The 22780-nt window shown below is 71.3% G+C and carries 23 protein-coding genes and 1 tRNA gene; 9 read left to right on the top strand and 15 right to left on the bottom strand.

Annotated features, from left to right (window positions below):
- Window positions 1-19: 19 nt before the first annotated feature.
- Window positions 20-802, bottom strand: coding sequence for a TerD family protein (locus tag KCH48_RS13990; protein ID WP_210573907.1), 783 nt, complete (start codon window positions 800-802; stop codon window positions 20-22).
- 184 nt (window positions 803-986) lie between these two features.
- Here KCH48_RS13990 and KCH48_RS13985 point away from each other — a divergent pair, with 184 nt between their 5' ends.
- The 3 genes from KCH48_RS13985 to KCH48_RS13975 all read left to right on the top strand — a co-directional run bounded on the left by KCH48_RS13985 (window position 987) and on the right by KCH48_RS13975 (window position 5680).
- Window positions 987-2153 carry an HpcH/HpaI aldolase/citrate lyase family protein gene (locus KCH48_RS13985; RefSeq protein ID WP_210573905.1) on the top strand — a complete coding sequence of 389 codons (1167 nt, stop codon included), beginning with the start codon at window positions 987-989 and terminating at the stop codon, window positions 2151-2153.
- A 63-nt stretch (window positions 2154-2216) separates the two neighbouring features.
- Window positions 2217-4868 carry a phosphoribosyltransferase gene (locus KCH48_RS13980; RefSeq protein WP_210573903.1) on the top strand — a complete coding sequence of 884 codons (2652 nt, stop codon included), beginning with the start codon at window positions 2217-2219 and terminating at the stop codon, window positions 4866-4868.
- Window positions 4868-5680 carry an HAD family hydrolase gene (locus tag KCH48_RS13975; RefSeq protein WP_210573897.1) on the top strand — a complete coding sequence of 271 codons (813 nt, stop codon included), beginning with the start codon at window positions 4868-4870 and terminating at the stop codon, window positions 5678-5680. The genes KCH48_RS13980 and KCH48_RS13975 overlap by 1 nt, the downstream gene beginning before the upstream one ends.
- Before the next feature lie 156 nt (window positions 5681-5836).
- On the opposite strand, the gene KCH48_RS13970 is transcribed toward KCH48_RS13975, so the two are convergent.
- The 3 genes from KCH48_RS13970 to KCH48_RS13960 all read right to left on the bottom strand — a co-directional run bounded on the left by KCH48_RS13970 (window position 5837) and on the right by KCH48_RS13960 (window position 8407).
- On the bottom strand, window positions 5837-6049 hold the full coding sequence (locus KCH48_RS13970; protein WP_210573895.1) for a zinc ribbon domain-containing protein: 213 nt from the start codon (window positions 6047-6049) through the stop codon (window positions 5837-5839).
- A 16-nt stretch (window positions 6050-6065) separates the two neighbouring features.
- Window positions 6066-7382 carry a hypothetical protein gene (locus KCH48_RS13965; protein WP_246885308.1) on the bottom strand — a complete coding sequence of 439 codons (1317 nt, stop codon included), beginning with the start codon at window positions 7380-7382 and terminating at the stop codon, window positions 6066-6068.
- Between the two features lie 254 nt (window positions 7383-7636).
- On the bottom strand, window positions 7637-8407 hold the full coding sequence (locus tag KCH48_RS13960; RefSeq protein ID WP_210573893.1) for a DUF4097 family beta strand repeat-containing protein: 771 nt from the start codon (window positions 8405-8407) through the stop codon (window positions 7637-7639).
- Between the two features lie 218 nt (window positions 8408-8625).
- Between KCH48_RS13960 and KCH48_RS13955 the strand changes: the two genes are divergently transcribed.
- Window positions 8626-8700: transfer RNA gene (locus tag KCH48_RS13955), tRNA-Val, on the top strand.
- Window positions 8701-8800: 100 nt separating this feature from the next.
- Here the strand turns inward: KCH48_RS13955 and KCH48_RS13950 are convergent.
- The 3 genes from KCH48_RS13950 to KCH48_RS13940 all read right to left on the bottom strand — a co-directional run bounded on the left by KCH48_RS13950 (window position 8801) and on the right by KCH48_RS13940 (window position 11063).
- A complete protein-coding gene (locus KCH48_RS13950; protein WP_210573891.1) occupies window positions 8801-9325 on the bottom strand; it encodes an ATP-binding protein in 525 nt (174 codons plus the stop codon).
- Between the two features lie 11 nt (window positions 9326-9336).
- Window positions 9337-9681 (bottom strand): hypothetical protein, encoded by a 345-nt coding sequence (locus KCH48_RS13945; protein WP_210573889.1) that lies wholly within the window; start codon window positions 9679-9681, stop codon window positions 9337-9339.
- A gap of 98 nt (window positions 9682-9779) precedes the next feature.
- On the bottom strand, window positions 9780-11063 hold the full coding sequence (locus KCH48_RS13940) for an MFS transporter (protein WP_210573887.1): 1284 nt from the start codon (window positions 11061-11063) through the stop codon (window positions 9780-9782).
- 56 nt (window positions 11064-11119) lie between these two features.
- On the opposite strand from KCH48_RS13940, the gene KCH48_RS13935 reads away from it, so the two are divergent.
- Entirely contained in the window at window positions 11120-12130 is a 1011-nt protein-coding gene (locus KCH48_RS13935) for a DUF5937 family protein (protein WP_210573884.1), read from the top strand.
- 64 nt (window positions 12131-12194) lie between these two features.
- A complete protein-coding gene (locus tag KCH48_RS13930) occupies window positions 12195-12929 on the top strand; it encodes a DUF1963 domain-containing protein (RefSeq protein WP_210573882.1) in 735 nt (244 codons plus the stop codon).
- 7 nt (window positions 12930-12936) lie between these two features.
- On the opposite strand, the gene KCH48_RS13925 is transcribed toward KCH48_RS13930, so the two are convergent.
- Both KCH48_RS13925 and KCH48_RS13920 read right to left on the bottom strand, forming a co-directional pair.
- Complete coding sequence (locus tag KCH48_RS13925; RefSeq protein ID WP_210574557.1) at window positions 12937-13836, bottom strand: PaaX family transcriptional regulator C-terminal domain-containing protein; 900 nt, start codon at window positions 13834-13836, stop codon at window positions 12937-12939.
- Between the two features lie 26 nt (window positions 13837-13862).
- On the bottom strand, window positions 13863-14519 hold the full coding sequence (locus KCH48_RS13920) for a GNAT family N-acetyltransferase (protein WP_210573874.1): 657 nt from the start codon (window positions 14517-14519) through the stop codon (window positions 13863-13865).
- A gap of 125 nt (window positions 14520-14644) precedes the next feature.
- Here KCH48_RS13920 and KCH48_RS13915 point away from each other — a divergent pair, with 125 nt between their 5' ends.
- Entirely contained in the window at window positions 14645-15733 is a 1089-nt protein-coding gene (locus KCH48_RS13915; protein ID WP_210573873.1) for a S9 family peptidase, read from the top strand.
- Here KCH48_RS13915 and KCH48_RS13910 read toward each other — a convergent pair.
- From KCH48_RS13910 to KCH48_RS13890, 5 genes are all read right to left on the bottom strand, one after another.
- Complete coding sequence (locus KCH48_RS13910; RefSeq protein ID WP_210573871.1) at window positions 15672-16601, bottom strand: DUF4436 family protein; 930 nt, start codon at window positions 16599-16601, stop codon at window positions 15672-15674. The two genes, KCH48_RS13915 and KCH48_RS13910, sit on opposite strands and share 62 nt — an antisense overlap.
- Before the next feature lie 161 nt (window positions 16602-16762).
- A complete protein-coding gene (locus KCH48_RS13905; RefSeq protein WP_210573869.1) occupies window positions 16763-18406 on the bottom strand; it encodes a TlrC/CarA/OleB/SrmB family ABC-F type ribosomal protection protein in 1644 nt (547 codons plus the stop codon).
- 225 nt (window positions 18407-18631) lie between these two features.
- Complete coding sequence (locus KCH48_RS13900; protein WP_307840881.1) at window positions 18632-19600, bottom strand: DUF3500 domain-containing protein; 969 nt, start codon at window positions 19598-19600, stop codon at window positions 18632-18634.
- A 67-nt stretch (window positions 19601-19667) separates the two neighbouring features.
- Window positions 19668-20327, bottom strand: a complete 660-nt coding sequence (locus KCH48_RS13895; protein ID WP_210573867.1) for a trans-aconitate 2-methyltransferase — start codon at window positions 20325-20327, stop codon at window positions 19668-19670.
- Window positions 20328-20444: 117 nt separating this feature from the next.
- Window positions 20445-20870, bottom strand: coding sequence for a nuclear transport factor 2 family protein (locus tag KCH48_RS13890; RefSeq protein ID WP_210573864.1), 426 nt, complete (start codon window positions 20868-20870; stop codon window positions 20445-20447).
- 70 nt (window positions 20871-20940) lie between these two features.
- On the opposite strand from KCH48_RS13890, the gene KCH48_RS13885 reads away from it, so the two are divergent.
- Window positions 20941-21306 carry an iron chaperone gene (locus KCH48_RS13885; RefSeq protein ID WP_210573863.1) on the top strand — a complete coding sequence of 122 codons (366 nt, stop codon included), beginning with the start codon at window positions 20941-20943 and terminating at the stop codon, window positions 21304-21306.
- 10 nt (window positions 21307-21316) lie between these two features.
- Here the strand turns inward: KCH48_RS13885 and KCH48_RS13880 are convergent, their stop codons facing one another.
- Entirely contained in the window at window positions 21317-22315 is a 999-nt protein-coding gene (locus tag KCH48_RS13880) for an alpha/beta fold hydrolase (RefSeq protein ID WP_210573861.1), read from the bottom strand.
- 162 nt (window positions 22316-22477) lie between these two features.
- Here KCH48_RS13880 and KCH48_RS13875 point away from each other — a divergent pair.
- Window positions 22478-22780: GNAT family N-acetyltransferase (locus KCH48_RS13875; RefSeq protein ID WP_374104679.1), on the top strand; the 303-nt coding region annotated here is incomplete at its 3' end.

The following is a 22780-nucleotide window of genomic DNA, read 5'->3' as shown; positions in this document are numbered from 1 at the left end:
CCCCTACCTGCACAAACAACTAGCGGCCGATGAACTGCGGCCCCTGCGGCGGCAGCCGGAAGTCGCTGTCCGGCGCGGCAGTCACCGGCTGCGGGTAGCCGTACGCGGGCTGGCTGGTCGGATGGGGATACCCGTACGCCGGCTGCGCAGGCACCCCGGCCGACTGCTCCGGCGGCAACGGCTGCGCCGGAGCGGTCGTCGGGGGCGCCGCCTGAACGGTCGCCGCGGCTGCCGCCGCCGCTGCGGCCGCCGCTTCCTCCGCCTCGTCCACCGAGATCCCGAAGTCCGACGCCAGCCCCTTCAGCCCCTCCACGTAGCCCTCACCCAGCGCCCGGAACTTCCACCCCTCCCCACGCCGGTACAGCTCACCGCAGATCAGCGCGGTCTCCCGGCCGGTCTCGGGCTTGATGTCGAAGTAGACCAGTGGCTCACCGTCGGCGGCGGTGGCGTCGTACAGCGCGATCCGCAGCCCTCGTACGCGGTCGAAGGTGACCCCCTCGGCCGAAGCGACCAGCAGAATCTGGCTGACGTCGGCCTCGACACCGCTGAGATCTGTCTGAATCGTGTCGGTCGGGCCCTCGGCAACACGCCGCTTGCCGAGCCGCCAGACCGTCCCGGAGGGGTGCCGGGGCTGGTTGTAGAAGACAAAATCCTCGTCGGAACGCACGCGTCCGTCGGGGCCGAGGAGGAGCGCGGAGGCATCGACGTCCGGGACCCCCTGCCCGGGCGTCCAGCGCACCACGGCACGTACCGTGGTGGCATTGAGTGGGACGTTCGACCCCTTCAGCATGGCGTGCGTCATGCGGTCATCCTGCCCTCTCGGTCCTGGTCACGACAACGCGGGGGTGCTTATCCCATACGGGCTGTGCCGACCCGCGTTACCTGAAATTCATGCCCTGCGGGAACCCCAGACATAGGCCTCTACGTACTATTACCGGCCACCTTTCACACGCCACAGGTTGCCCAGCCGTAACGGGGGAGTCCATATGCGTCATTTCGGGCACATCGCCCCGGAGGTGCGGCAGCGCCTCTTCCACCAGGAGCCGTGCGACTTCACCGCCGACTCCTCACCGCGGCTGCTCTCCGCGGCCCTGGGCGCCACGCTCTACAGTCCGGCCACCCGCCCCCGGCTCGCCGACGACATCCTCAAGCAGGCCGGCCGCGGCGTCGTCTCCATGGTGCTGTGCCTGGAGGACTCGATCGACGACTCGGAGGTCCCGGACGCCGAGGAGAACCTCGTCCGGCAGTTCACGGACCTGGCCGGGCAGGAAGGCGCCGACCTGCCCCTTCTCTTCATCCGGGTCCGTACCCCCGAGCAGATCCCCGACCTGGTACGACGCCTCGGCCCCGCCGCCCGGCTGCTGTCCGGATTCGTGATGCCGAAGTTCACCGAGGAACGCGGCATGCCCTTCCTGGAGGCCCTGGAGAGCGCCGAGAGCGCGAGCGGCCGGCGTCTGTTCGCCATGCCGGTGCTCGAATCGCCGGAGCTGCTGTACCGCGAGTCCCGGGTGGAGATCCTGGAAGGCATCTTCCGTGCGGTCGACAAGTACCGCGTGCGGGTGCTGGCGCTGCGCCTCGGCGTCACCGACTTCTGCTCCTCGTACGGCCTGCGCAGAGCCCCCGACATGACGGCGTACGACGTCCAGATCGTCGCCTCCGTGATCGCCGACGTGGTGAACATGCTGGGACGCGCCGACGGCACCGGATTCACGGTGACCGGGCCGGTGTGGGAGTACTTCCGCGTGCAGGAACGTATGTTCAAGCCCCAGCTGCGCCGCAGCCCCTTCCTGGAGGGGCAGGCCGAGGAGCTGCGTGAGGCGCTGATCGAGCACTCCATGGACGGGCTGCTCCGCGAGATCACCCTCGACCAGGCCAACGGCCTGCTCGGCAAGACCTGCATCCACCCCTCGCACGTCCTGCCCGTGCACGCACTCTCCGTGGTCAGCCACGAGGAGTTCAGTGACGCCCAGGACATCCTGCGGCCCGAGCGGGGCGGCGGGGGTGTGCTCAGGTCGGCGTACACGAACAAAATGAATGAAGTGAAGCCGCATCGCGCATGGGCCGAGAGGACCATGCTGCGCGCCGAGGTCTTCGGTGTGGCGAACGAGGACATCGGCTTCGTCGAACTGCTCGCCGCCGGAATACCCGGCTGAACCGCCGGAATACCCGGCTCAACCGCCGGATCCGGCCGAATCCGCCTGAACAACAAGGGACGCATGAACAGGGCAGTGAACAACGGGGCGTCGGACCAGGTGTGGACCGGCAGCTGGGTCGCCGAGCGGCTCGGCGTCGAACTCGTCGGCGACGACGAACTGACCGGTCTGCTGGGGCTCGCGCTGCGCCGCAACCCCAAGCGGGCGCATCTGCTGGTCTCCAACGTGCTCGGCAAGCACGTACCGCAGTCACCGTCCGTGGTGTACGGCGCCGGCTTCGCACTCGGCCGCCGGGTCCGCGAACTGCTCGGCGACGACGAGGCGGGCCGCGCGGTGGTCCTCGGATACGCCGAGACCGCGACCGGGCTCGGCCACTCCGTCGCCGACGGCCTCGCCCTCGCCCCCTACCTGCACTCCACCCGCCGCCCGATCCCCGGCATCGCCCCCGCCGGCGGCTTCGAGGAGGCGCACTCCCACGCCACGTCGCATGTGCTGCTGCCGGAGGACCCGGCGCTACTCGCCGGGGACGGGCCGCTGGTGCTGGTCGACGACGAGTTCTCGACGGGGAACACGGTCCTGAACACCGTCCGGGACCTTCATGAGCGGTATCCCAGGCAGCGGTACGTCGTGGTCGCGCTGGTGGATATGCGGTCGGCGGCGAACGCGGGGCGCCTCGCGGATTTCGCCGGGGAGATCGGGGCGCGGGTGGACCTGGTGGCGGCAGCCTCGGGCACGGTACGCCTGCCGGAGGGGGTGCTGGAGAAGGGGCAGGAGCTGGTGGCGCGGTACGAGGCAGAGAGTGCCGCGATGGGTGATCGATCGTCTGCGGGTGCGTCGTGGCCGGTCGCGCAGTTCCCCGCGCCCCTTAGGGGCGATGCAGGGACCGCGAGCCTTGAGGGTGATGCCGACGCCGCGAGCCTTGGGACCGACGGGCGGACCACCCACCTAGGGGCGCGGGGAACTGCGCGACAAGCCCCCACCGGCCCGCACCCGGCCGACAACCGAACCCACCCCCACATCACCCGCGTCGACCTGCACTGGCCCCCCGGCCTCCCCGACGGCGGCCGTCATGGCTTCACCCCCACGCACCGAATACGCCTGGAGCGCGCCCTCCCCACGATGGCGGCGAGGCTCGCCGAAGCGCTGCCGGAAGACGCACGCCGCGTGCACATCCTCGGCTTCGAGGAGCTGATGTACGCCCCGCTCAGACTCGCCCGTGAGCTGGAGCAGATCGCGTCGGACACGGAGGTCCGCTACTCCACCACCACCCGCTCACCCGTCCTCGCGGTCGACGACCCCGGCTACGCGATCCGCACCCGCCTGGTCTTCCCCGCCCACGACGACCCGGCCGACGGCCCCGGCGAGCGCTACGCGTACAACGTGGCCGGCGCCGGATTCGACGCCGTGATCGCCGTCGTCGACTCCACCGCCGACACCCCCGAACTGCACGCGCCGGACGGCCTGTTGGCCCGGCTCGCCGCGCACACCCCGCACGTCCTGCTCGCGGTCGTGCCGTCGTACGTCCCCGAGCCCCCGCTCGTCCCCGAAAGGCCCGACATGCTGCCCGAGCCCCTGCGCGGCCCCGCCTTCTCCTCGTACGCACCCGAGGAGGTCGGCTGGCTGCTGCAGGATCTCTCGGACGTGACACTGGAGGCGCCGACCGAGGAGCGCGAGGAGGCCATCCAGAGTGGCGGCGCGCACTACGCGGAGTCGCTGCCGGTGGAGTACCAGCCGAGCGAGCAGTACCAGGAGCTGTTCCACGCGGCGCTGGACACGTCCGCGGCGCGGATCGCGCGGGCGGTGGGCGCGGTCACCGAGCTGGTGCTCGCCGAGCGGTCACCCCGCCCGGTCCTCGTGTCCCTCGCCCGCGCCGGCACGCCCGTCGGTGTCCTGATGCGCCGCTGGGCCGAGTACCGGCACGGCCTCGACCTGCCGCACTACGCGGTGTCGATCGTGCGCGGCCGCGGCATCGACGTGAACGCCCTGCGCTGGCTGGCGGCGCATCACGACCCCGCCGACATCGTGTTCGTCGACGGCTGGACCGGCAAGGGCGCCATCACCCGCGAACTCGCCGACGCGCTGCGGGAGTTCGAGGAGGCCGAGGGGGTGTCCGGCTTCGACCCGGAGATCGCGGTGCTGGCCGACCCGGGCTCGTGCGTCCGGACGTACGGCACCAGGGAGGACTTCCTCATCCCCTCCGCCTGCCTCAACTCGACGGTGTCGGGCCTGATTTCGCGTACGGTGCTGCGCGCCGACCTGGTCGGGCCGCACGACTACCACGGCGCGAAGTTCTACCGCGAACTCGCCGGCGCGGACGTGTCGGTGGACTTCCTCGACGCGGTGGCCGCGCGCTTCCCCGAGGTGGCGGACGCGGTGGACGCACTCGCCAAGGAGCTGCTGTCCGCGGACCGTTCGCCGACCTGGGAGGGCTGGGCGGCGGTCGAGCGGATCAGCGAGGAGTACGGCATCCATGACGTGAACCTCGTCAAGCCGGGCGTCGGCGAGACCACGCGCGTGCTGCTGCGCCGCGTGCCGTGGAAGATCCTGGCGCGGGCCGGGGCGGGCGCCGACCTGGACCACGTACGACTGCTGGCCGAACAGAGAGGTGTCCCGGTGGAAGAGGTCGCCGAACTCCCCTACACCTGCGTGGGGTTGATCCACCCCAAGTACACGCGCGGTGCGACGGGTGCCGACGGCAGGGCGGTGACGGTCTGATGCCGGTGCTTGTCGCGAGCGACCTCGACCGCACGCTCATCTACTCCGCGGGCGCCCTCGCCCTGACCATGCCGGACCCGCGGGCGCCCCGGCTGCTCTGCGTCGAGGTGCACGAGAGCAAGCCCCTGTCGTACATGACGGAGACGGCGGCCGCACTGCTGACGGAACTCGGCGACGCGGCGGTCTTCGTACCGACCACGACCCGCACCCGTAAGCAGTACGAGCGCATCAACCTGCCCGGCCCGGCGCCGAGATACGCGATCTGCGCGAACGGCGGGCACTTGCTCGTCGACGGGGTCTCCGACCCGGACTGGTACGCGCGGGTGACGGCCCGGCTGGCGGACGAGTGCGCGTCGCTCGCGGAGGTGCGGGAGCACCTGATGGAGACGGCCGATCCGCTGTGGGTGCGTAAGCACCGGGTCGCCGAGGACCTCTTCGCTTACATGGTCGTGGAGCGGGAGCTGCTGCCCGAGGACTGGGTGAAGGAACTGGCGGTCTGGGCGGAGAACCGCGGCTGGACGGTGTCGCTCCAGGGCCGCAAGATCTACGCCGTCCCGAAGCCGCTGACCAAGAGCGCGGCCATGCGGGAGCTGGCCCGCCGCACAGGCGCCGAGCTGACCCTCGCGGCCGGCGACTCCCTGCTCGACGCCGACCTCCTCCTCGCGGCCGACCAGGGCTGGCGACCGGGACATGGCGAGCTGGCCGACGCGGACTGGACCGCTCCGGCGATCACCCCGTTGCAGGAAAGGGGCGTGCTGGCGGGGGAGCGAATCCTGCGGGAGTTCTTGAAGGCGGTGCGGGGGCCGAGGTGACGGCGGGCCTGCGGGCCGGTGGGGGCTTGTCGCGCAGTTCCCCGCGCCCCCAGGTGGGCGGTCTGACCGTCGGCTTCAAAGCTCGCGGCGCTTGCAGCGCCCTGAGGGGGCGCGGGGGACTGCGCGATCAACCCCAATGCACCCGCAGCCGCCCAGCTAGCCGCAGCACCCCCCACCGCAGCATCCCCCACCGGATGGAGCCGAAGCCGAAGCGGTACTGGCCGTACCTCCGACCGCAACCGTCGACAACAACTTCACCGTGTCCTCATGCCCCGCGGGGCAGTCCGCCGGGGCCGAGGACTCAGCCATAGGCCGGCTCAATTCAAACGTGTCACCGCAGGTCCGACACCGATACTCATAACGAGGCATGCGCACAGATTAACGGTCAGTGCGGCGCAGCCCCCCGCTCCTCCCGGATCTGCGCCACCACCCGCGCCACCGTCTGCCGCACCGCCTCCGTCTCGGTCAGGAAGTGCCAGTAGTCGGGGTGCCGCCCCTCCAGCGTGGTGATCGCGCGCTCCAGCCGGGCCACGGAGTCGTCCAGCGGGCGGGCGTGCCGGGGATCGGGGGTGTTGCGGCCGGCCATGGCGAGCCGCTGGGCGTCGCGGATGGCGAAGCGGGTGCGGTCGATCTCCTGCTGGGGGTCCTTCTGCACGGCGTTCAGCCGCCGCAGCCGGTCGCCGGCGGCGGAGACGGACTCGTCCGTGGTGTTCAGCAGCGCCCGCACGGTCGACAGCAGCGCGGTCGCGTCCGGCCAGCGCTGCTCGTCCCGCGCGGTCTGCGCCTCCTTCAGCTTCTGCTCGGCCTGCCGTACGTTCTCCTCGGCCTGCTCCGGCACATGCTGGAGATCCTGCCAGCAGGCCACCACGAACCGCCGCCGCAGCTCGCTCAGCACCGGGTCGACCTGGCCGGAACGGGTGGTCAGCGCCTGTGCGCGCGTCCGCAGCGACACCAGTCGGTGATCGATCTCGGCCGCCCGCTCCGGGAGCCGCTCGGCCTCCACCTTGATCGTCTCGGCCGCCCGCGCGACCCGCTCGGCCCGCTCCAGCGTCTGCGGGACGCCGTGCTGCCCGGCGCCCTGGTTGAGCTTCGTCAGGTCCGAGCCGAGGGCGGCGAGACGGGCGGCGAGGTCGTCCGCCTTCAGCCCTGATTCTCGTACCGCATCGAGCGCGTTCGACGCGGCCAGGAGCCCCTGCCGGGCCCGCTCGACCGAGGGGGCGAGCCGGGCGAGCTGGGTCTCGGCCTTGCCGAGCAGCGGCCCGAGCCCGTCCGCGAACCGGTCAAGGTCCTGCTTGACCCGCCCCAACTCGTCCTTGGCGGCGGTCAGCTCGGCACGCGCGCGTGCCGCCACCGAGGCCTCCAGGTCGTCGCGGTCGAGGTCATGCGCGTCGACGGCGTTGATGTACTGGTGGCTGGCCTCGTCGATGCGCCGGCCGAGCGCCTCGAAGTCGCCCACCGCGCGCCGGGCTGCGGGGGAGTCGTCGACCGCCGTGATCGTCTCGATCGAGATCCGCAGGTCGCGCTGGGCGGTGTCCAGATCGTAGAACGCGGCGGCCGCGGCGTCCTTCGCCGCCTGCGCCTCCGCCCGCTGGTTCTCGGACCGCCCGCCGAACCAGCGCCGGGTCCCGCCACCCGCGAACGCGGCGGGCAGCGCCAGCACCGCGACGAGCGGCAGACTCACGAGGACGAGCGCGTCACGCAGCGCGGAGGGCCGTCGCGAAGTGGGCCGCGGTTGAGGAGCGCCCCGAAGGGGCGCGGGGCTGTGTCGATCTGCGGCTCCGCCGCGGGGCGCGACCAGCCACGACGCACCCGCAGACGAACGACGGCCAAACAACCCGGCACGCCCCGCGCGGGGACGGCGCTGCGATGGTGTCGCCGTCACATCCCTCTCCCGTGCCCGTGGTCCGCCCTGCCCGTGTCATTCTCCCACCGGTTAAGGACGAACACACGGGCCGGTTAGTTCGCGCTCCGGACCGTGACTTTCCCGTCGCCCGTCTCGGCGGTCACCACGTGCGAGCTGGACTCGTCCCGGGGCACGGACACATCCACGCTGCCGTCGCCCGTCTTGGTCGACACCTTGTACGTCGCCCGGGGCAGCACCATCGTCACGGAGCCGTCTGCCGTACGGGACTCCACCAGGTCCGGTACGGCGCCCAGTTCGAGGTGGACCGAGCCGTCGCCGGTCCGGGCGCGCACCTCCCGCGAGGTGACGTCCGCGCGTATGGACCCGTCGCCCGTCCGCAGGTCCAGCGGTGCGCTGCTGTCGGTGACCCGCACCGAGCCGTCGCCCGTACGGATGCTCAGCGGGTCCTCGAAGCCACGCGCGCGTACGCTGCCGTCGCCGTCCTCGACCTTGACCGTGACCCCGCGCGGTACCTCGATACGGTGCTTGGCGTCACAGTCGGCGACCATGCCGGAGCACTTCAGCCGCAGCTTCAGCCGGTCGTCCTCCATGGACCACGTCACCTTGGGGTCGTTGCCGATGGCGACGGTGCCCTGGAACCACCGGGTGACCTCGATCCGCCCCTCCGGGTTGTCGTCCGCGGCGATGATCTCCAGCGCCGAGTCGTCGGAGTCGACGGTGAGGGTGCGGCCCTTCAGATCGAAGGACTTGTGCTCGGGCTCCTTGTCGTCTCCGGCGGAGGAGCCGCAGGCGGTGGCCCCTACGACGAGCAGCGCCACGACGCCGGTGACGGCGGCTGCGCGGACAGAAACGGTGCGGGCCATGACGGTCTCCCCCTGAGTCGGAGTACGAGGACTCTGCTGCGACTCTTCGACCGTACGGAGCCCCCGCCCACCCGGGGATCCGGGCCACTCCCGGATCCGCCCTGGGGTTAACCCCCGGATGCCCCTGACTCCGGCCCGTCCCGGAATACGGGTTTGCCGTGCGGTGCCCCGGGCAAGGTAGGCTGTCGACTCGTCCTGAGCACATCGGCTCAGGTCCCGGGTGCGTAGCTCAGGGGTAGAGCGCCTGCCTTACAAGCAGGATGTCGGCGGTTCGAAACCGTCCGCGCCCACCATAGGTAAAGACCGGCTCGGCTGGACGATGGCGGCCCCTCGGAGTGATCTCCGAGGGGTCGTTTCCATGATCGGGGTTCACGTGGAGTCCACCGGCGGGGCTCAGCTCTTGACGGCTTCCGCGATCTGCCGGGCGGCCTCGGCGGGTGTGAGGTGGGTGGTGTCGACGACCTCGGCTTCGCGGTGCAGCCAGGTGCGGGCCGCCTCGGCGTAAGGCTCGAGGTATTTGAGGCGGAACGGGGAGTTCGGGCCAAGGACGGTGTCGCCCGCGATGCGTCCGCGGAGGGTGTCCTGGTCGGCGTGGAGGACGAAGTGCCGTACAGGGATGGCGTGTTGGGTGAGGCCCGTGCTGATCTCGCGCCAGTACTGCTCGACCAGGACGGTCATGGGCACCACCAGAGTGCCGCCGGTGTAGTCGAGCACGCGGCGGGCGGTCTCGACGACGAGCGGCCGCCATGGCGGCCAGTGCTGGAAGTTGTCCGTCGCGGGCAGCCCGGGTGTGATGTCCATGAGGGTCTCGCCGACCTTCTCGGCGTCGAACACCCGTGAATCCGGGATGAGTTGCTGCACGAGTGGACTGGTCGTCGTCTTGCCTGCGCCATGAGTGCCGTTGAGCCATACGATCATGGGCCCCGAGGCTAGCGCTCGGTCTCCTCCGGGATCTCATGGACGTGCTTCAGCTTCATACGCGCGTCCACGCGCTCCGCCGCCGCGACCTCCGCCCAGAAGCGGTGGCAGCTGACGAACACCGCGAGTTCGTGCTCGCGCTGCCGAAGCTTCTCCACCTCGGCCTGTTCGTCGGCCGTCCAGCCGGGGGAGGCGGGGCGCTCCACCTTGCGCCAGCCGCCTGTGTCACTGAAGCCGTCCAGGGGCGCGACCGACCAGGGCAGCCGCTTCAGCAGGGCCGACAGCTCGGCCCGGACCTGATGCAGCTCCTCCTGACCGGCGCGGAGGTCACTCGGAAAGTCATAGGGCGTAGCCACGCGGCAATGCTACGCCTGTTCGATTTTGGGTTGCGAGCTTCTTTGGGTTGTTCATGCGGACGGATGTGACTGAGCGCTTCAGTTGGCCCGTTGGCGGTTCATGCCTCGGTGGCGGACGCCGCTGATGCCCGGCGGGGTGGCGCGGTAGCTGCTGGAAGCTCTTGCAGCGTACGGACGGGGGAGCAGAAGACCGGGAGGAAGGCGCCGGCCAGGCAGATCGCGCCCGCCCAGACTGCCACGTGTACGCCGGCCGCCTGGCCGACGAGGCCACCGAGGGCGGAGCCGATGGCCAGGGCGCCGGTGAGCAGGAACCGGAAGGTGGCATTCATTCGGCCGAGCAGCGGGTCCGGGGTCAAGTGCTGGCGCAGGGTGACGCCGAGGACGTTGTCGATGCCCGTCTTGGTCATGGCCGCGAACCATCCGGCACCGGCCACCCACAGCCACGGCCCCTCGCCGATCAGCGCGATGGCAAGTCCGGCAGGTGCGAACCAGAGCCCGGCCAACGCCAGAGTGCGACCGTGGCCGAGGCGGGCGGCGAGGCGGCGGGCGAGGCTGGCGCCGAGCAGGATGCCCAGGCCGCCGACGGCCCAGTACGTCCCGAGCGCCCCTGCGGACAGGCGCAGTTCGCGGATGAACAGCACCGGCAGCATGGCGTTGATCATCTGTGCGCCGAGGTTGGTGAGGGTCGCGGTGAAGGCCAGCGCGCGTAGCTCGCGGCTGCCGAGGACGTGGCGCAGCCCTTCCGCCACTTCGGCCCGCAGCCGTTGCCGGTCGGCCGAGCCCACGGCAGGAGTGCGCCGTCGGCCGATGCCCATGAGGCCGGCAGCGGAGGCCAGGTAAGCGATGGCCCCGCCGAGAATCGCCAGCGGAGTTGTGAAGAGCTGGACCAGGAAGCCGCCGGCACCGCGGCCGGCGATGTTGGTGCCGGCCATCAGGCTCACGAGGGCGGCGTTCGCCGACACCAGGCTCTCACGGCCGACCAGTTCGGGCAGGACGCTTTGTGAGCCGACGTCGAAGAACACCGTGGCGCAGCCGTTCAGCAGCACCACCGCGTACAGCTGCGGCAACGACAGCACGCCCAGCCACCAGGCAACGGGGATCGAGGCGAACAGCACGGCGCGAGTGGCGTCGGCGGCCACCAGCACCCGGCGGCCGGGCAGGCGGTCCACCCAGGCGCCTGCGGGCAGGCCGATGAGGAGGAATGCGGCGGTGGACAGCGCGGCCAGCGCACCGGCCTGGCCGGGGCCCGCACCGAGAGTGGTGACGGCGAGCAGCGGGATCGCTACGTAGCCGACATTGCTGCCGAGGTGGCTGAGGGCGCTCGCGGCGAAGAGCATGCGGAAGTCGCGCAGCCGCCACGGGGAACGGGGTGCTTCGGTCATGCGCGGTACCGTGCGCGACGGTCGACCGCTTTACCCAGTGATTTACTCTCAGCTAAATGATCGAGATCGAACTCGGCTTGGAAGATGTGGCCCGGACCCGCTTCGCGATCTCTCCGCTGTGGGAATTGGTGGCCAGCGTCCGGGTGCTCAAGGGTGCGGACGAACATGGCGTGCATCGCACCTGGGTCCAACAGGTGCGCCCGCGGCTGGCCAAGGCGGACGTCGACCTGAGGCCGCTGTTCGACCTCGTTCCGGTGCCGACGCGCTCGCCCTGGGCCGGCCGCGTTCCGGGGTTCATCTGCCCGCCGCCCACGACGCCGCTGCCGTCACTGGATGTGGAGCTGGCCACGGTCCGGGCCACCCCAGCGGCGCTGCTGCACACGACGGCCGAGGTACCGCCTGCCCGGATGACGGCCCTTCGCGCCAGCCCGACCGCCGAGCTCGGGCGATTGACCGATGTGATGGAGACGTACTGGGAACTGGCTCTGGCACCGTACTGGTCGGGAATCCTCACCCTGCTGGAGGGCGACATCCGCTACCGTGCCGGCCGCCTGGTCGAAGGCGGCGCCCAGCACCTGTTCGCAGACCTCGACCCACAGGTCACCTGGGCCGGGGGCACCCTGCACCTGGAGCACCGCACCGTGCGCGGAGCGCGTCGGCTCGACGGCCGGGGCTTGCTGCTGGTGCCGTCCGCCTTCGTGTGGCCGCGCGTGTTCTCCGTGCTTGACGAGCCGTGGCAGCCCTCGCTGCGCTACCCGCCACGCGCCGTCGGCATGCTCTGGCACAGGCGGTCCGTGACCGTGTCCGATGCCTTGGCTGGGGTGCTGGGCCGCTCGCGCGCGACCCTCCTGACCGAGCTGACGGCCCCCGCCTCGACCACCGGCCTCGCCCGCCGCACCGGGCTGACTCCCGGCGGCGTCTCCCAGCACCTGACGGCCCTGCGCACCGCTGGTCTGGTCAGCGCCCACCGTGCGGGCAGAGAGGTGCTGTACGCACGAACCCGGACCGGAGAGATCGTCGTGGAAGCCGCAGGCGCAGGATCACCGCCGTCCACCGCCCACGCGTGAGCCAACTCAAACGCCAACGGGCCGGTGCTCAGGCGTTCCTGATCGCCCCGCCATACTCTGCGCCATGAAATCGTTGGATCCATTCCGCAACGAAGCCCGCAGGCGTGACTTACCGGAGGACGAGGTCGAGCGATGGCTCGGCACTGTCCGTCCCTGCGCGATGCTGGGCACCGCCGGTGACGCGCCGCCCGGCAGCCCGGTGGTCGGACGACTCGGTGGACTGCCGCCGATGCCCGAGGACGAACCCGTTCCGGACCTGCCGTTCCTCGCCTCGGTCGACCTCGCGGCCATCCCGCCCGGCGCGACGGACATCCCGTTGCCGAAGGACGGCACGCTGCTCTTCTTCGCCGACACCGAGGACCCGTGGCCGGGCCTCGTCTGGTCCCGGCTCGTCTACGTTCCGGTCGGCACGGCCGTCTCCGAACGCCGTCCGGACGGCGAGGAGCCGCCACCGGTCCACCCCGCCCAAGACCTCCATCTGATGATCGAAGCCTCACTGCCCAACCGCGGCTGGAAGTCCGAGGAGTTCCCGCACAGCAGCGAGCTGGGCGACGTGTGGTGGGAGATCGGCGACGAGATGCGGACGGACGGACCGGTGCAGATGGGCGGCTACCCCTGGGTCTGGAACGAGGATCCCACCCATCACCCGCGCAACGGCCCGGGCGACTGGGTGCTGCTCGCCGAGATCGCCGGCGAGGATCTGACCGACCCGGGCCTCGTCGACTGGGTGATCCGCCGGGACGACCTGGCCGCCCGTCGCTTCGACCAGGCCCGCGCCAGCTTCGACATGATCGGCTGACACAGCCTCAGGCGAGGCGCCCACTTCGCGGAGGCCGCGCGGCCCGCTCCGCTGCTTCTCGGGTGATGTCGGCGTAGATGCGGAAGAGGGCCGGGCGGGCTTCGTCGGGTTCTCGTTCGTGCAGGGCCGCCCAGGCCCGGGCGATGAGCTCCCGGGCCTGGGTGCCGGGCCAGGGCTGGGGCAGGAGCTGGGGCGGAAGCAGCGGGTCGGGCTCCATGGCGCGGGTGAGTTCGGCGGCCAGCTCGACCGCGATGGTGAGGAGTGCGGAGGGGGAGAGTGCGTCAGGGCCGGTGAGCCGGGCGAGGCGGGGCCGGGTGACCCGGCCGAGGCGGTGGTAGCGGTCGGCGATCTCCTGCAACGGCCATAGGCGGCGGGCGAGTTCAGCGGGTTCCCGGGTGTCGCCCCTGCGCAGGTCCGTCGTGGTGAGGAGGGTGAGCGCGCCGTGGGCGCCGAGGCGGTGTGCCGCTTCTTCGACGTACGGTTCCCAGGAGTTGGCGCAGACGTACAGTCCGCCCTGGAGCGGGGCGCCGCCGAGGTGGACGAGCGTCTCGCGCAGGGAGTCCCGGGCCGTGCGCGCCGATTCGGGCACCGCGAAGGCGGCCAGGTGCCAGACACCGTCCCAGGGTGCGAGCCCGGCGTCCTGCTGGAACGCGTGCCGGAGGAAGTCCGCGTTGGGGGCGAGGGCACGCGTGGTGTCCGCGGTCGCGCGCAGTTCCGCCTTGCGGCCTCGGCCCTCATGGGTGAACCGGCCTTCGGCCACAAGGCGTTTGACGCACAGGCGCACCTGCTGGTCGCTCATACCCAGGGTGTTGGCGACGGTGTACAGCTCGTCCGCGCCGACGGTGCCGTCCTCACGGATCAGCGCGTGGACGAGCATGCGGGTGGGGATCTCGATGTGGTCGGGCATGGCGTGGTCGGGCATGGCGTGGTCGGTCATGGTGTGCGCGGTCCTCTCGGCCCGTTCGCCTCGACAGGGCGGCGCATGGTGGTCACCGCGCCGAACCCCAGCAGCCCGCGCAGATAGGGCGTGCGCTCGGTCCGTACGGCCGTGAAGCCGCGCCGCTCGTACAGGGCTCTGGCGCGCGGGTTGACGTCGATCACGTCGAGTCTGATCTCCCGGCAGTCCTGCTCCGCCGCGACGGCGGCCACTTCCTCGATGAGCAGGCTCCCGATGCCCCGGCCGCGTATGTCCGGGTCCACGGCGATGCCGTCCATGAGGAGCTGCCCGGGCGCGGGACGGCGCTCGAACAGGGCGAGGAGCAGGAGCCGGTGCAGTCCCCGCAGGTGTCCGTACGCGCGCAGCACGTCGGAGGACGATCCTCCGGTGAGGGCCCGGCCGCCGAGCTGGTAGCCGGCGAGGCCGACGAGCTGGCCGTCGAGGAGCGCGCACACCGAGCGATCGGCGTTCAGGTGGGCGGCGAGGAAGGACACCGCCTTGTCCGGCGGGTTCAGGGCGGGGCCGAGTTTGCGGCCGAAAGCGTCCCAGTACAGCTCGGCCGCCCGCCGCTCGGCTCCGGCCGGAACGCCCCGCCGGACTGTCACCGGTCCGGCGCCGGTACCGGTGTCGGCACCTGTCGCGTCCACTCCCATGCCGTGCCCCTCCTTCTCGCTTCCTGCTCGCTGCAACCTCCCTCAAAACTATCACTCTCACGACGATCGTGTTGGAAGTGATAGTTTCCGTGGGACGTGAACCCGAACAGAGGCGGTCCGATCTCATGGGTCCAAAGGTCCAGCCCCGACGGCGCGGACTCCGCATCGCCGTGTGGTCCCTCGTCGCGGTCCTGGTCGTGGTCGCCGGTCTCGTCGGTGTGGTGCTGTGGCAGAACTCGTACGACATGGACGAGCGGCGGGTCTCGATCCGCCACGGCGGCCACACCCTCAACGGCGTACTGGCCACCCCCAAGGACGGCCGCAAGCGCCACGGCCTGGTCGTGTACGTCCACGGCGACGGCCCCATCGACGCCACCCACGACGACGGCTACAAGCCCATCTGGGAAGCGAATGCCAAGGCCGGTTACGCCTCCCTCTCCTGGGACAAGCCCGGCGTCGCGGGCGCACCCGGCAACTGGCTCGACCAGTCCATGGACGACCGGGCCGACGAGGCGGCTGCCGCCATCGCCTGGGCGCGCGCCCGCCCGGACATCGACGGCGACCGGATCGGTCTCTGGGGCGCCAGCCAGGCGGGCTGGGTCCTGCCGAAGGTCGCCGCCAGGACGCCCGTGAGCTTCGTCATCGCCGTCTCGCCCGCGATCAACTGGCTCCAGCAGGGCCGCTACAACCTCCTCGCCGAACTGCGCGCCGACGGAGCGTCGGCGGCCCGCACCAAGGCCGAGATCGCCAGGAGCGACACCACCCGCCGGCTGCTGAAACGCCACGCGACCTTCGAGGAGTACGTCAGGGCGCGGGGCGGCGACGCGGACGGCATGACCGCCGACCGCTGGGGCTTCATCTCCAAGAACTACACCGCGGATGCCACGCGAGACCTCCGCGCGCTGAGCGGCGTACCGGTGCTGCTGACCCTCGCGGGCCACGACATCAACGTGGACACCGCCGACACGGAGCGCGTCTACCGCAAGGTGCTGGACGCGGGCGGCGCACTGACGGTCAAGAATTATCCGGACGCGACCCATTCACTGCTCAAGCAGTCCATCGAGCACTCCGGCCTCAAGACCACGCTCACCGCGGTCTTCTCCCCCCGCTCCCTCTTCGCGGACGGATTCCTGGACGGCCAACAACAGTTCCTCAACGGCCTCGTACCCGCCGGGGGCCGGGGCGGTGGCGGAACCGAGGAGAGCGGAGTGTAGCGGGATGGGGTGCTTCGGGGACGGGGCCGCCGGTGCGGTGTTCGACGAGGACGCCGCGGAGGACGAGGCAGGTGAGACTCAGGGCGATCAGCGCCTCGGCCCAGTAGAAGGCGGTGTAGTCGAGCAGGCTGCCGTTGGGCGGGCTTCCCGGAGCCGCGTTGCGCAGACCCACCAGGGCGAAGAGGCTGCCGGCCATCCAGCCCAGGGCGCCCCAGAGCAGGCCGCGGCCCTGGCGCACGACCAGCCAGCAGGCGACCACCACCGCGAGGGCCACCGCCCACATGGCGACGATCATGAACCAGGCGAGGATGAAGGTGCTCCGTGACCGCTTGACGTCGGCGGCGACGGCGGCGATCTCGTCCTGGTACTCGCTCTTGTGCGGTGTGATGGCGAAGGCGGGGTCCTGGTCCCGGAAGTGCAGGGTCACGGGCACCCGCTCCTGGCCGGCCATCGCGCCGACCACGAGGCTGGCGGCGTACCGGTCGAACGGGTAGTCCGACGACGTGCCCTCGGTCAGCGGTACGGAGATCTCCTTGAGCCACGCCGTGCTGTCCGCCTCGAACAGCAAGGTGTTGCCGTCCGGTGCGGTGGTGAACAGCGTGATGTCCTTGACCGGCAGCCCTTCGCCGTCGCTGTATTTGCCGTGCGGGGTGGCCGTCAACTGCAGCGTGGCGGTGTGCTGTTCGGGATTGGTCCGACGTACGGCGGCTTCGACGTCGAGCCGGTCGCGCGGGGCCTTCTTCGCGCCGACGGTCAGGGTCTTCTGCCGTGCCCCGCGTTCATTGAAGTACAGCCCGATACCGGCGCCGCAGACCGCCAGCAGGACGACGAGCGCGAGCAGGCCATGGCGCCAGGGCGGCCGACGCATGGAGACCCCGGACCTCACCTGCCGACCTCGTCGCCCCACGGGACCTCGACTTTCACCTCAGCCCCGAGCCGCTACCGGCCATCCTCACCCATCAGGAATGGCCTCGCAGCCGGAGCGGCCGGGGCGCCTCAGGTGCCCGGCCGCCCCGGCCCCTCCGGCCGTCATCCCACCTCGACCCTCGCTGTCTTCGGCAGGGCGAGATGCTCGCCCCGGAAGCGGGACCGCAGGGCGCGGTCGTGGGTGACCAGGATGATCGCGCCCGGGTAGTCGGTCAGTGCTGCCTCCAGTTCCTCGATCAGGGCGGGGGACAGGTGGTTCGTCGGTTCGTCGAGCAGCAGGAGATCCGCGGGGTCGGCGACCAGCCGGGCCAGGTCCACGCGGCGGCGCTGGCCGTACGACAGCTCGCCGATGCGCAGCCTCAGCTCCGCCGGTCGGAAGAGGCCGAGGGCCAGCAGCGCGTCCGCGTGCTCGTCGGCTGAGCCCACGCGGCCCAGCGCGAACGCCTCAGCCACCGTCAGGTCCGGCGGCCACGGCGTCTCGTCCTGGTGCAGATGACCCACCCGGCCCGGCACCTGAACCGATCCCTCGTCCGGCCGCACCTCACCTGCGAGCACCTTCAGCAGCGTGGTCTTGCCTGCGCCATTGGGACCGGTGACCAGTAGTCGGCCGGAGCGGTGGAGGGTGAGGGAGCCCAGGTGGAGACGGTCTCCTACGCGTACGTCCGACAGCTGTACGGAAGGGAGCTCCGCTGCCGATGCATCCGCGCCGTCCCCGGCCGTACCGACCACCCGTGCGGTGAAGGTCAGCCGCTCCGGCGGCGGCGCGACCGGGTTCGCGGTGAGCCGGTCGACCCGCTCGCGGGCATTGCGGATACGGGACATCGCGCCGTGCGCCCGCCCGCGGGCCCGGAAGCCGCCGTGGCCGAAATTGGCCAGCGCGGCCTTGCGGGGGATGCCTTCGAGGCGGACCGCATGGCTTGCGGCCAGCCGCTCGTTGCGGGCCAGTTCGGCCCGCCACTCCTCGTACTCCTGGAGCCGGCTGCGGCGTTCCGCGGCCTTGGCGGTGCGGTAGCCGGCGTAGCCGTCTCCGTACCGGGTGACCTTTCCCGCCTCGGCCTCCAGGATCGTGGAGGTCAGGCGTTCCAGGAAGACGCGGTCGTGGGTGACCGCGAGCACCGTGCCGCGGTGGGCCCGCAGCTGCGTCTCCAGCCACTCCACGGCCTGGTCGTCCAGGTCGTTCGTCGGCTCGTCCAGGAGCAGCAGCTCCGGGCGGCCGGCGAGGACGGCGGCCAGCGCCAGCCGGGAGCGTTCGCCGCCGGAGAGGGTGCCGAGCCGTCGGTCGCGGGGGAGGGTGGGCAGGCCGAGATGGTGCAGGGCTTGGTCGACGCGGTGGTCGGCGTCGTAGCCGCCGCGCGCCTCGTACCGCTCGAGGAGTGCGGCGTACGCGGCGAGTGCCGCCGGGTCCGAGCCGTCGCCGAGCGCCTGCTCGGCCCGGCGCAGCTCGGCCTCCAGTGCGCGCAGATCCGCGAGAGCCAGGTCTACGGCGTCCTGGACGGTGGCGGTCGGGGGCAGGGGGATGGTCTGCGGCAGATAGCCGATGCCGTCGGCGGCGAACACGGTCAACTCGCCGCTGTCCGGGCGTTCCTGACCCGCGATGAGCCGCAGGAGCGTGGACTTGCCGGAGCCGTTGTCGCCGATGAGGCCGGCCTTCTCGCCCGGCTTGAGGGTGAAGGAGACCTGGTCGAGGACGGTGCGGCCGGGGTAGCGCTTGGTGACGTGCTGAAGGGTGAGTTGTGAGGTGCGCATGCGCGGGTCCCTCCTGACCGGGGCTTCGCCCGGGCCGGATCGGGTGGAAGGGAAAGGGCACGGCGGGGCGCGGCGATGGCGGAGCGGTGCTCTACGCGATCGGCGCCGGTTTTCTCACAGGGAACCCATGCGGAAGACCGTACGGCATGACGGAGGATTCCGCAAGACGGTACGTCTCGTCTTAGGGACAGGGGCAGCCGGGGCCTCCCTGACCGCCGCCGCCCCCTACCGGTGCTGCTCTGTGTAGTGCGCCCGCAGCAGGTCGGTGCCCCAGTCGTGGCGGATGTGTCGCCAGACGGAGTGGGCGTGGTTGCCGTCGTCCTGTGTGTTGTCGTACTCGATGAGGAAGTCCGGGGCCCGGACGCAGTAGTAGTGCCGGTCCCCGAGGACGAGGCCGCCGCCCCAGGCGAAGGAGAGCGCGTCCAGTCCTCGCGCCACGGCGTCGGACCAGCACTCCTGCGCGTACGCCGCGGGCGCGCGGTCGAGGTAGCGGCGCACCAGGCGCTCCAGCAGCCGCTGCTGACCGGGCGTCATGTCGCCGTAGGGCAGTCCCGTCGGCAGCAGGTCCGGATCGGCGAACGGGTCGTCGCGGGTCAGGATGTCGTCCGGCGGCGCGTCGGCGAAGACCGCCTTCGCGCGTCGGCCGGCGTCCAGGTCCGTGACCAGCTCCCGGCCCAGATCCTCCTCCGGCCCCAGCAGCCGGCGGCCCGCCTGCGGACCGTCCGCGATCCGCGCCGGCTCCGACCCGATGAAGTGCGGCGTCACCCGCATCCCGGCCGCCGTGATCACTACGTGCACGGCGAGGTGGTGACCGTTCATCCGCCAGCCCCACGGACCGTCGCCGTCCGGGTCGCCCAGCAGCCGCACCCAGTAGCGGTCGGCACCCGTGGCACCGACCAGGGTGCGGCGGTGCCGCTCCACCTCGATCGCGCCGCGCGCCAGCTCCGCTCCGGGTGCGCTGTGCGCGGCGGCCAACAGCGCGTCGACAGCCGCGCGCTGCTCGCCGCCGAGGCCCTCGGTGGACAGCCCGGGGCGCGGACCCGGCAGATACGTCCACTCCCGCAGCTCGGGCGCGTCCAGCCGGTCGGGCCCGGCGCGCAGCTCGCGCACCTGCTCCGGCTCCAGCACGGACAGCAGCGCGCGCACGGCCTCCCGCATCTCCACGGCCGTCGCCTTCAACGAATACCCACCCACAGCATTTCCTCCCCGTCGGCGCCCCCGGATCCGGCGCCCCCTGTGATCCATAGTGCGCCATGCGGCGTCACCTGAGCCAAGCCCCACCCACTGGTTCCGCGACGCCGACGAAATGGCCGGATACGGACCGGATGTGAGCCGACCACCCCAGCGCTGCCAGGTCGTCCGTGAGGGTCGCCGCATCGTGGAACACCTTCACGATGCGGTACTGGCTGCCGTCGTCGAGCCGCCGAAGCGCCGCCGGGGCCGACTGGCCTGCCAGGACGTTCTCTCCCGCGGCAGCGTCGGGGCCGTCGTCGATGAAGATCGCTTTGCCGCCCGGGGCGAGTGCGGCGGCGACGGTGTTCCAGAAGCCGGGCCAGCGCGTCGGCGGGACATGGGAGAGCCAGAAGGCGAAGAACACGGTGTCGTAGCGCCGTGGCGGCTGCCACGCGAACAGGTCCGCCTGAAGGAACCGGACGGTGGGCGACGTGGTCCGTGCCCGAGCCAGGGCCAGCACTTCGGCCGCCGCGTCGACAGCCGTCACCGACCGCGCCCGCGCCGCGAGCCTTCCGGTCCACTGGCCCGTTCCGCAGGCCAGCTCCAGCACATCCCCGGCAACCGGAAGGTCATCGACGACCGCCGGTAATTCCTTCAGCTCCTCGCACTCCGCATAGGGCCGGTCGTATTCGGCCGCGCCCGCCCTGTAATAGGCCAGCTGCTCCGCCAGGAGAGCATCGTCGTCCATGCGAGTTCCTCTCGGCGTCCACTCGGCTTCCTCTCAGCCGACAGACACCTTCGGCCTTCGCCCATGGGCAAGGTCAAGAGTCGTCCGGACGGTCACGGCGGAGTTCCTCGTACCGCGTCAGGTCGTCGGGAGCGCGGGCGTGATGTGGCTCAGCACGCACTGCCAGCGCCCGTCGCGTCTGACGTACACGTCGGTTGTCCACTCGTCCGCGTCGTAGCGCTTGCCCTGGTAGTGGGCCGTGTTCGTCACTCGCCCGGTGAGGATCGCCGTGTCTCCGTGGACGCGGACTCTGGGCCGCGTCTCCAGGTCCATCGCCGAGTGGGTCAGCTCCCCGGTCGCGACGAGGGAGAGGAACTCGTCCTTTGAGGAGATGCCCGACTCGGAGACGATGACCCATTCGTCGGCGATGAAGCCGGCGATGCGTTCCGCGTCGTTGGAGACGATCGCGACAGCCCAGTTCTCTGCGAGGCGGATGAGCTGGGCCTCTGCCTCTTCCGCTACGTCGACGGGCGCCTGAGGGGGTGAATCGGGTGTTTCGTCCACGGTCCAACCGTAGGCCTGCCCGGCCGATCTGTCCTAGTCCCTGTCCTTGCCGGCGGCCTACCCTTGCCGCATGGTGCAGAGCAAGGCGACCGACGTCGACGGCTACCTCGCCGAGGCCGACGAGGACCGCCGGGAGGCGCTGACCGCGCTGCGGCGGCTGTGCCGGGCGGAGCTCAAGGGATTCGACGAGGTGATGGCGTACGGCATGCCCGCGTACCAGCGCGACGGGGCCGCCGAGATCGCCTTCGCCAGTCAGAAGCAGTACATCTCCTTCTACCTGATGCGCACCGACGTCCGTGAGGCCTTCGAGGAGCGGCTGGCCGAACAGGACATGGGCAAGGGCTGTCTCCGCTTCCGCAAGCCGGAGGCCGTGGACTTCGATCTCGTACGAGACCTGCTGCGCGCCACCGCCGCACGCCCCGGCGAGGTTTGCTGACCTGCCCGGTTCAGGTGGGCAGGTCAGCGAGCCAGGCCGTCAGGTGCTGGTTGACCTCGTCGGGGCGTTCCTGCTGGATCCAGTGGCCGCAGCCCTCCAGCAGGTGTGAGCTGTGCAGGCCGGGGAGGGTCGTGGGGTATGCCTCGATCGCGTCGGCCAGCCAGGTGGTGGACGCGTCGAGTGCGCCGCCGAGGAACAGGGACGGCTGGGGGATCGGGGCGCCGGCGAAGGACTGGAAGTCCCCCCAGTCGCGGTCCATGCAGCGGTAGCGGTTCAGGGCGCCGGTGAGGCCCGTGCGCTCGAACTCCGCGGCGTAGACGTCGAGTTCCGCCTTGCCGAGCCAGGATGGGAGACGGTCGGTGGGGAAGCGGTCGCGCAGGGTCGCGCCGGGGCTCACGAAGTGCGGGTCCGGGGCGCCCGGTGCGGGCATCGTGTCGCCGGACATGGCGGCGTAGAAGCCGGCGAGCCAGCCCCGTACGTCCGGTTCGATCTCGCGCTCGGCGCGGCCCGGTTCCTGGAAGTAGGAGACGTAGAACTCTTCCTCCCCGCCCATGCCCGCGAACACCTCGCTCGGCTTGGGGCCGCCGGGCGGCGTGTACGGCACGCTCAGCAGGCCGACCGCGCGGAAGACGTCGGGGCGCAGCAGGGCGGAGTGCGCGGCGATGTTCGCGCCCCAGTCGTGCCCGACGATCACCGCGGACGGCTCGCCGAGCGCCTCCACCACGGCCACGCTGTCCGCCACCAGCTCGGTCATCCGGTACGCCGCCACCGCCTCCGGCCGCGACGAACGCCCGTAGCCGCGCACGTCCACGGCGACCGCGCGGTATCCCGCCGCGGCCAGCACCGGCAGCTGGCGGCGCCACGAGTACCAGGACTCCGGGAAGCCGTGCACCAGCAGGACGACCGGGCCGCTGCCCTGTTCCACCAGGTGGATCCGGCCGGCGGGGGAGGGGACGAGTCGGTGGGTGACGTTGACGTTGACGTTCGGGAGCGGGTCCTGGTGGGGCATGGGGCCAATCCTCCGTGGCGGGCCGTCGGGGCCGGGTTCTGCTCGTACGGCGATCTTGCGCGGCCGGGGCGGACGCGGGCGAGGAATTTTGCCGGTCCGGCAAACGGCGACGGGATGTGCGGCTCGGGGCCATTGTCAGACCCTCGGCCTACTGTGATCTGTATGGATGCGGCGAGCGCGGAGAAGGTGCGGCTGGTGCCCTGGGCGGAGGGCGACTTCTGGCTGCTGCGGAGGAACAACAGTCCTGAGATGACCGAGCACTTGGGCGGACCGGAGCCGGAGGAGAAGCTGGCCGCCCGGCATCGGAGGTATGTCGAGATGGAGGTCGGCGGGATGTTCCGGGTCGTGCTGGCGGACGGGGGCGAGAGTGTCGGGGCGATCGGGTTCTGGGAGCGGGAGTGGCAGGGGGAGACCGGGTGGGAGACGGGGTGGGGGGTGCTGCCCGGGTCCCAGGGGGGGGGGGGT

The sequence above is a fragment of the Streptomyces sp. GESEQ-4 genome (assembly GCF_017948455.1).
GTDB lineage: Bacteria > Actinomycetota > Actinomycetes > Streptomycetales > Streptomycetaceae > Streptomyces.
This window is presented reverse-complemented; position numbering and strand designations above follow the sequence as displayed.

What these genes read in the sequence shown, in the direction of transcription:
- KCH48_RS13990 (WP_210573907.1), bottom strand. Translation starts at nt 802, where the DNA reads ATGACGCACGCCATGCTGAAGGGGTCGAACGTCCCACTCAATGCCACC.
- KCH48_RS13985 (WP_210573905.1), top strand. Translation starts at nt 987, where the DNA reads ATGCGTCATTTCGGGCACATCGCCCCGGAGGTGCGGCAGCGCCTCTTC.
- KCH48_RS13980 (WP_210573903.1), top strand. Translation starts at nt 2,217, where the DNA reads ATGAACAGGGCAGTGAACAACGGGGCGTCGGACCAGGTGTGGACCGGC.
- KCH48_RS13975 (WP_210573897.1), top strand. Translation starts at nt 4,868, where the DNA reads ATGCCGGTGCTTGTCGCGAGCGACCTCGACCGCACGCTCATCTACTCC.
- KCH48_RS13970 (WP_210573895.1), bottom strand. Translation starts at nt 6,049, where the DNA reads ATGCCTCGTTATGAGTATCGGTGTCGGACCTGCGGTGACACGTTTGAA.
- KCH48_RS13960 (WP_210573893.1), bottom strand. Translation starts at nt 8,407, where the DNA reads ATGGCCCGCACCGTTTCTGTCCGCGCAGCCGCCGTCACCGGCGTCGTG.
- KCH48_RS13950 (WP_210573891.1), bottom strand. Translation starts at nt 9,325, where the DNA reads ATGATCGTATGGCTCAACGGCACTCATGGCGCAGGCAAGACGACGACC.
- KCH48_RS13940 (WP_210573887.1), bottom strand. Translation starts at nt 11,063, where the DNA reads ATGACCGAAGCACCCCGTTCCCCGTGGCGGCTGCGCGACTTCCGCATG.
- KCH48_RS13935 (WP_210573884.1), top strand. Translation starts at nt 11,120, where the DNA reads ATGATCGAGATCGAACTCGGCTTGGAAGATGTGGCCCGGACCCGCTTC.
- KCH48_RS13930 (WP_210573882.1), top strand. Translation starts at nt 12,195, where the DNA reads ATGAAATCGTTGGATCCATTCCGCAACGAAGCCCGCAGGCGTGACTTA.
- KCH48_RS13925 (WP_210574557.1), bottom strand. Translation starts at nt 13,836, where the DNA reads ATGCCCGACCACATCGAGATCCCCACCCGCATGCTCGTCCACGCGCTG.
- KCH48_RS13920 (WP_210573874.1), bottom strand. Translation starts at nt 14,519, where the DNA reads ATGGGAGTGGACGCGACAGGTGCCGACACCGGTACCGGCGCCGGACCG.
- KCH48_RS13915 (WP_210573873.1), top strand. Translation starts at nt 14,645, where the DNA reads ATGGGTCCAAAGGTCCAGCCCCGACGGCGCGGACTCCGCATCGCCGTG.
- KCH48_RS13910 (WP_210573871.1), bottom strand. Translation starts at nt 16,601, where the DNA reads ATGCGTCGGCCGCCCTGGCGCCATGGCCTGCTCGCGCTCGTCGTCCTG.
- KCH48_RS13905 (WP_210573869.1), bottom strand. Translation starts at nt 18,406, where the DNA reads ATGCGCACCTCACAACTCACCCTTCAGCACGTCACCAAGCGCTACCCC.
- KCH48_RS13895 (WP_210573867.1), bottom strand. Translation starts at nt 20,327, where the DNA reads ATGGACGACGATGCTCTCCTGGCGGAGCAGCTGGCCTATTACAGGGCG.
- KCH48_RS13885 (WP_210573863.1), top strand. Translation starts at nt 20,941, where the DNA reads ATGGTGCAGAGCAAGGCGACCGACGTCGACGGCTACCTCGCCGAGGCC.
- KCH48_RS13880 (WP_210573861.1), bottom strand. Translation starts at nt 22,315, where the DNA reads ATGCCCCACCAGGACCCGCTCCCGAACGTCAACGTCAACGTCACCCAC.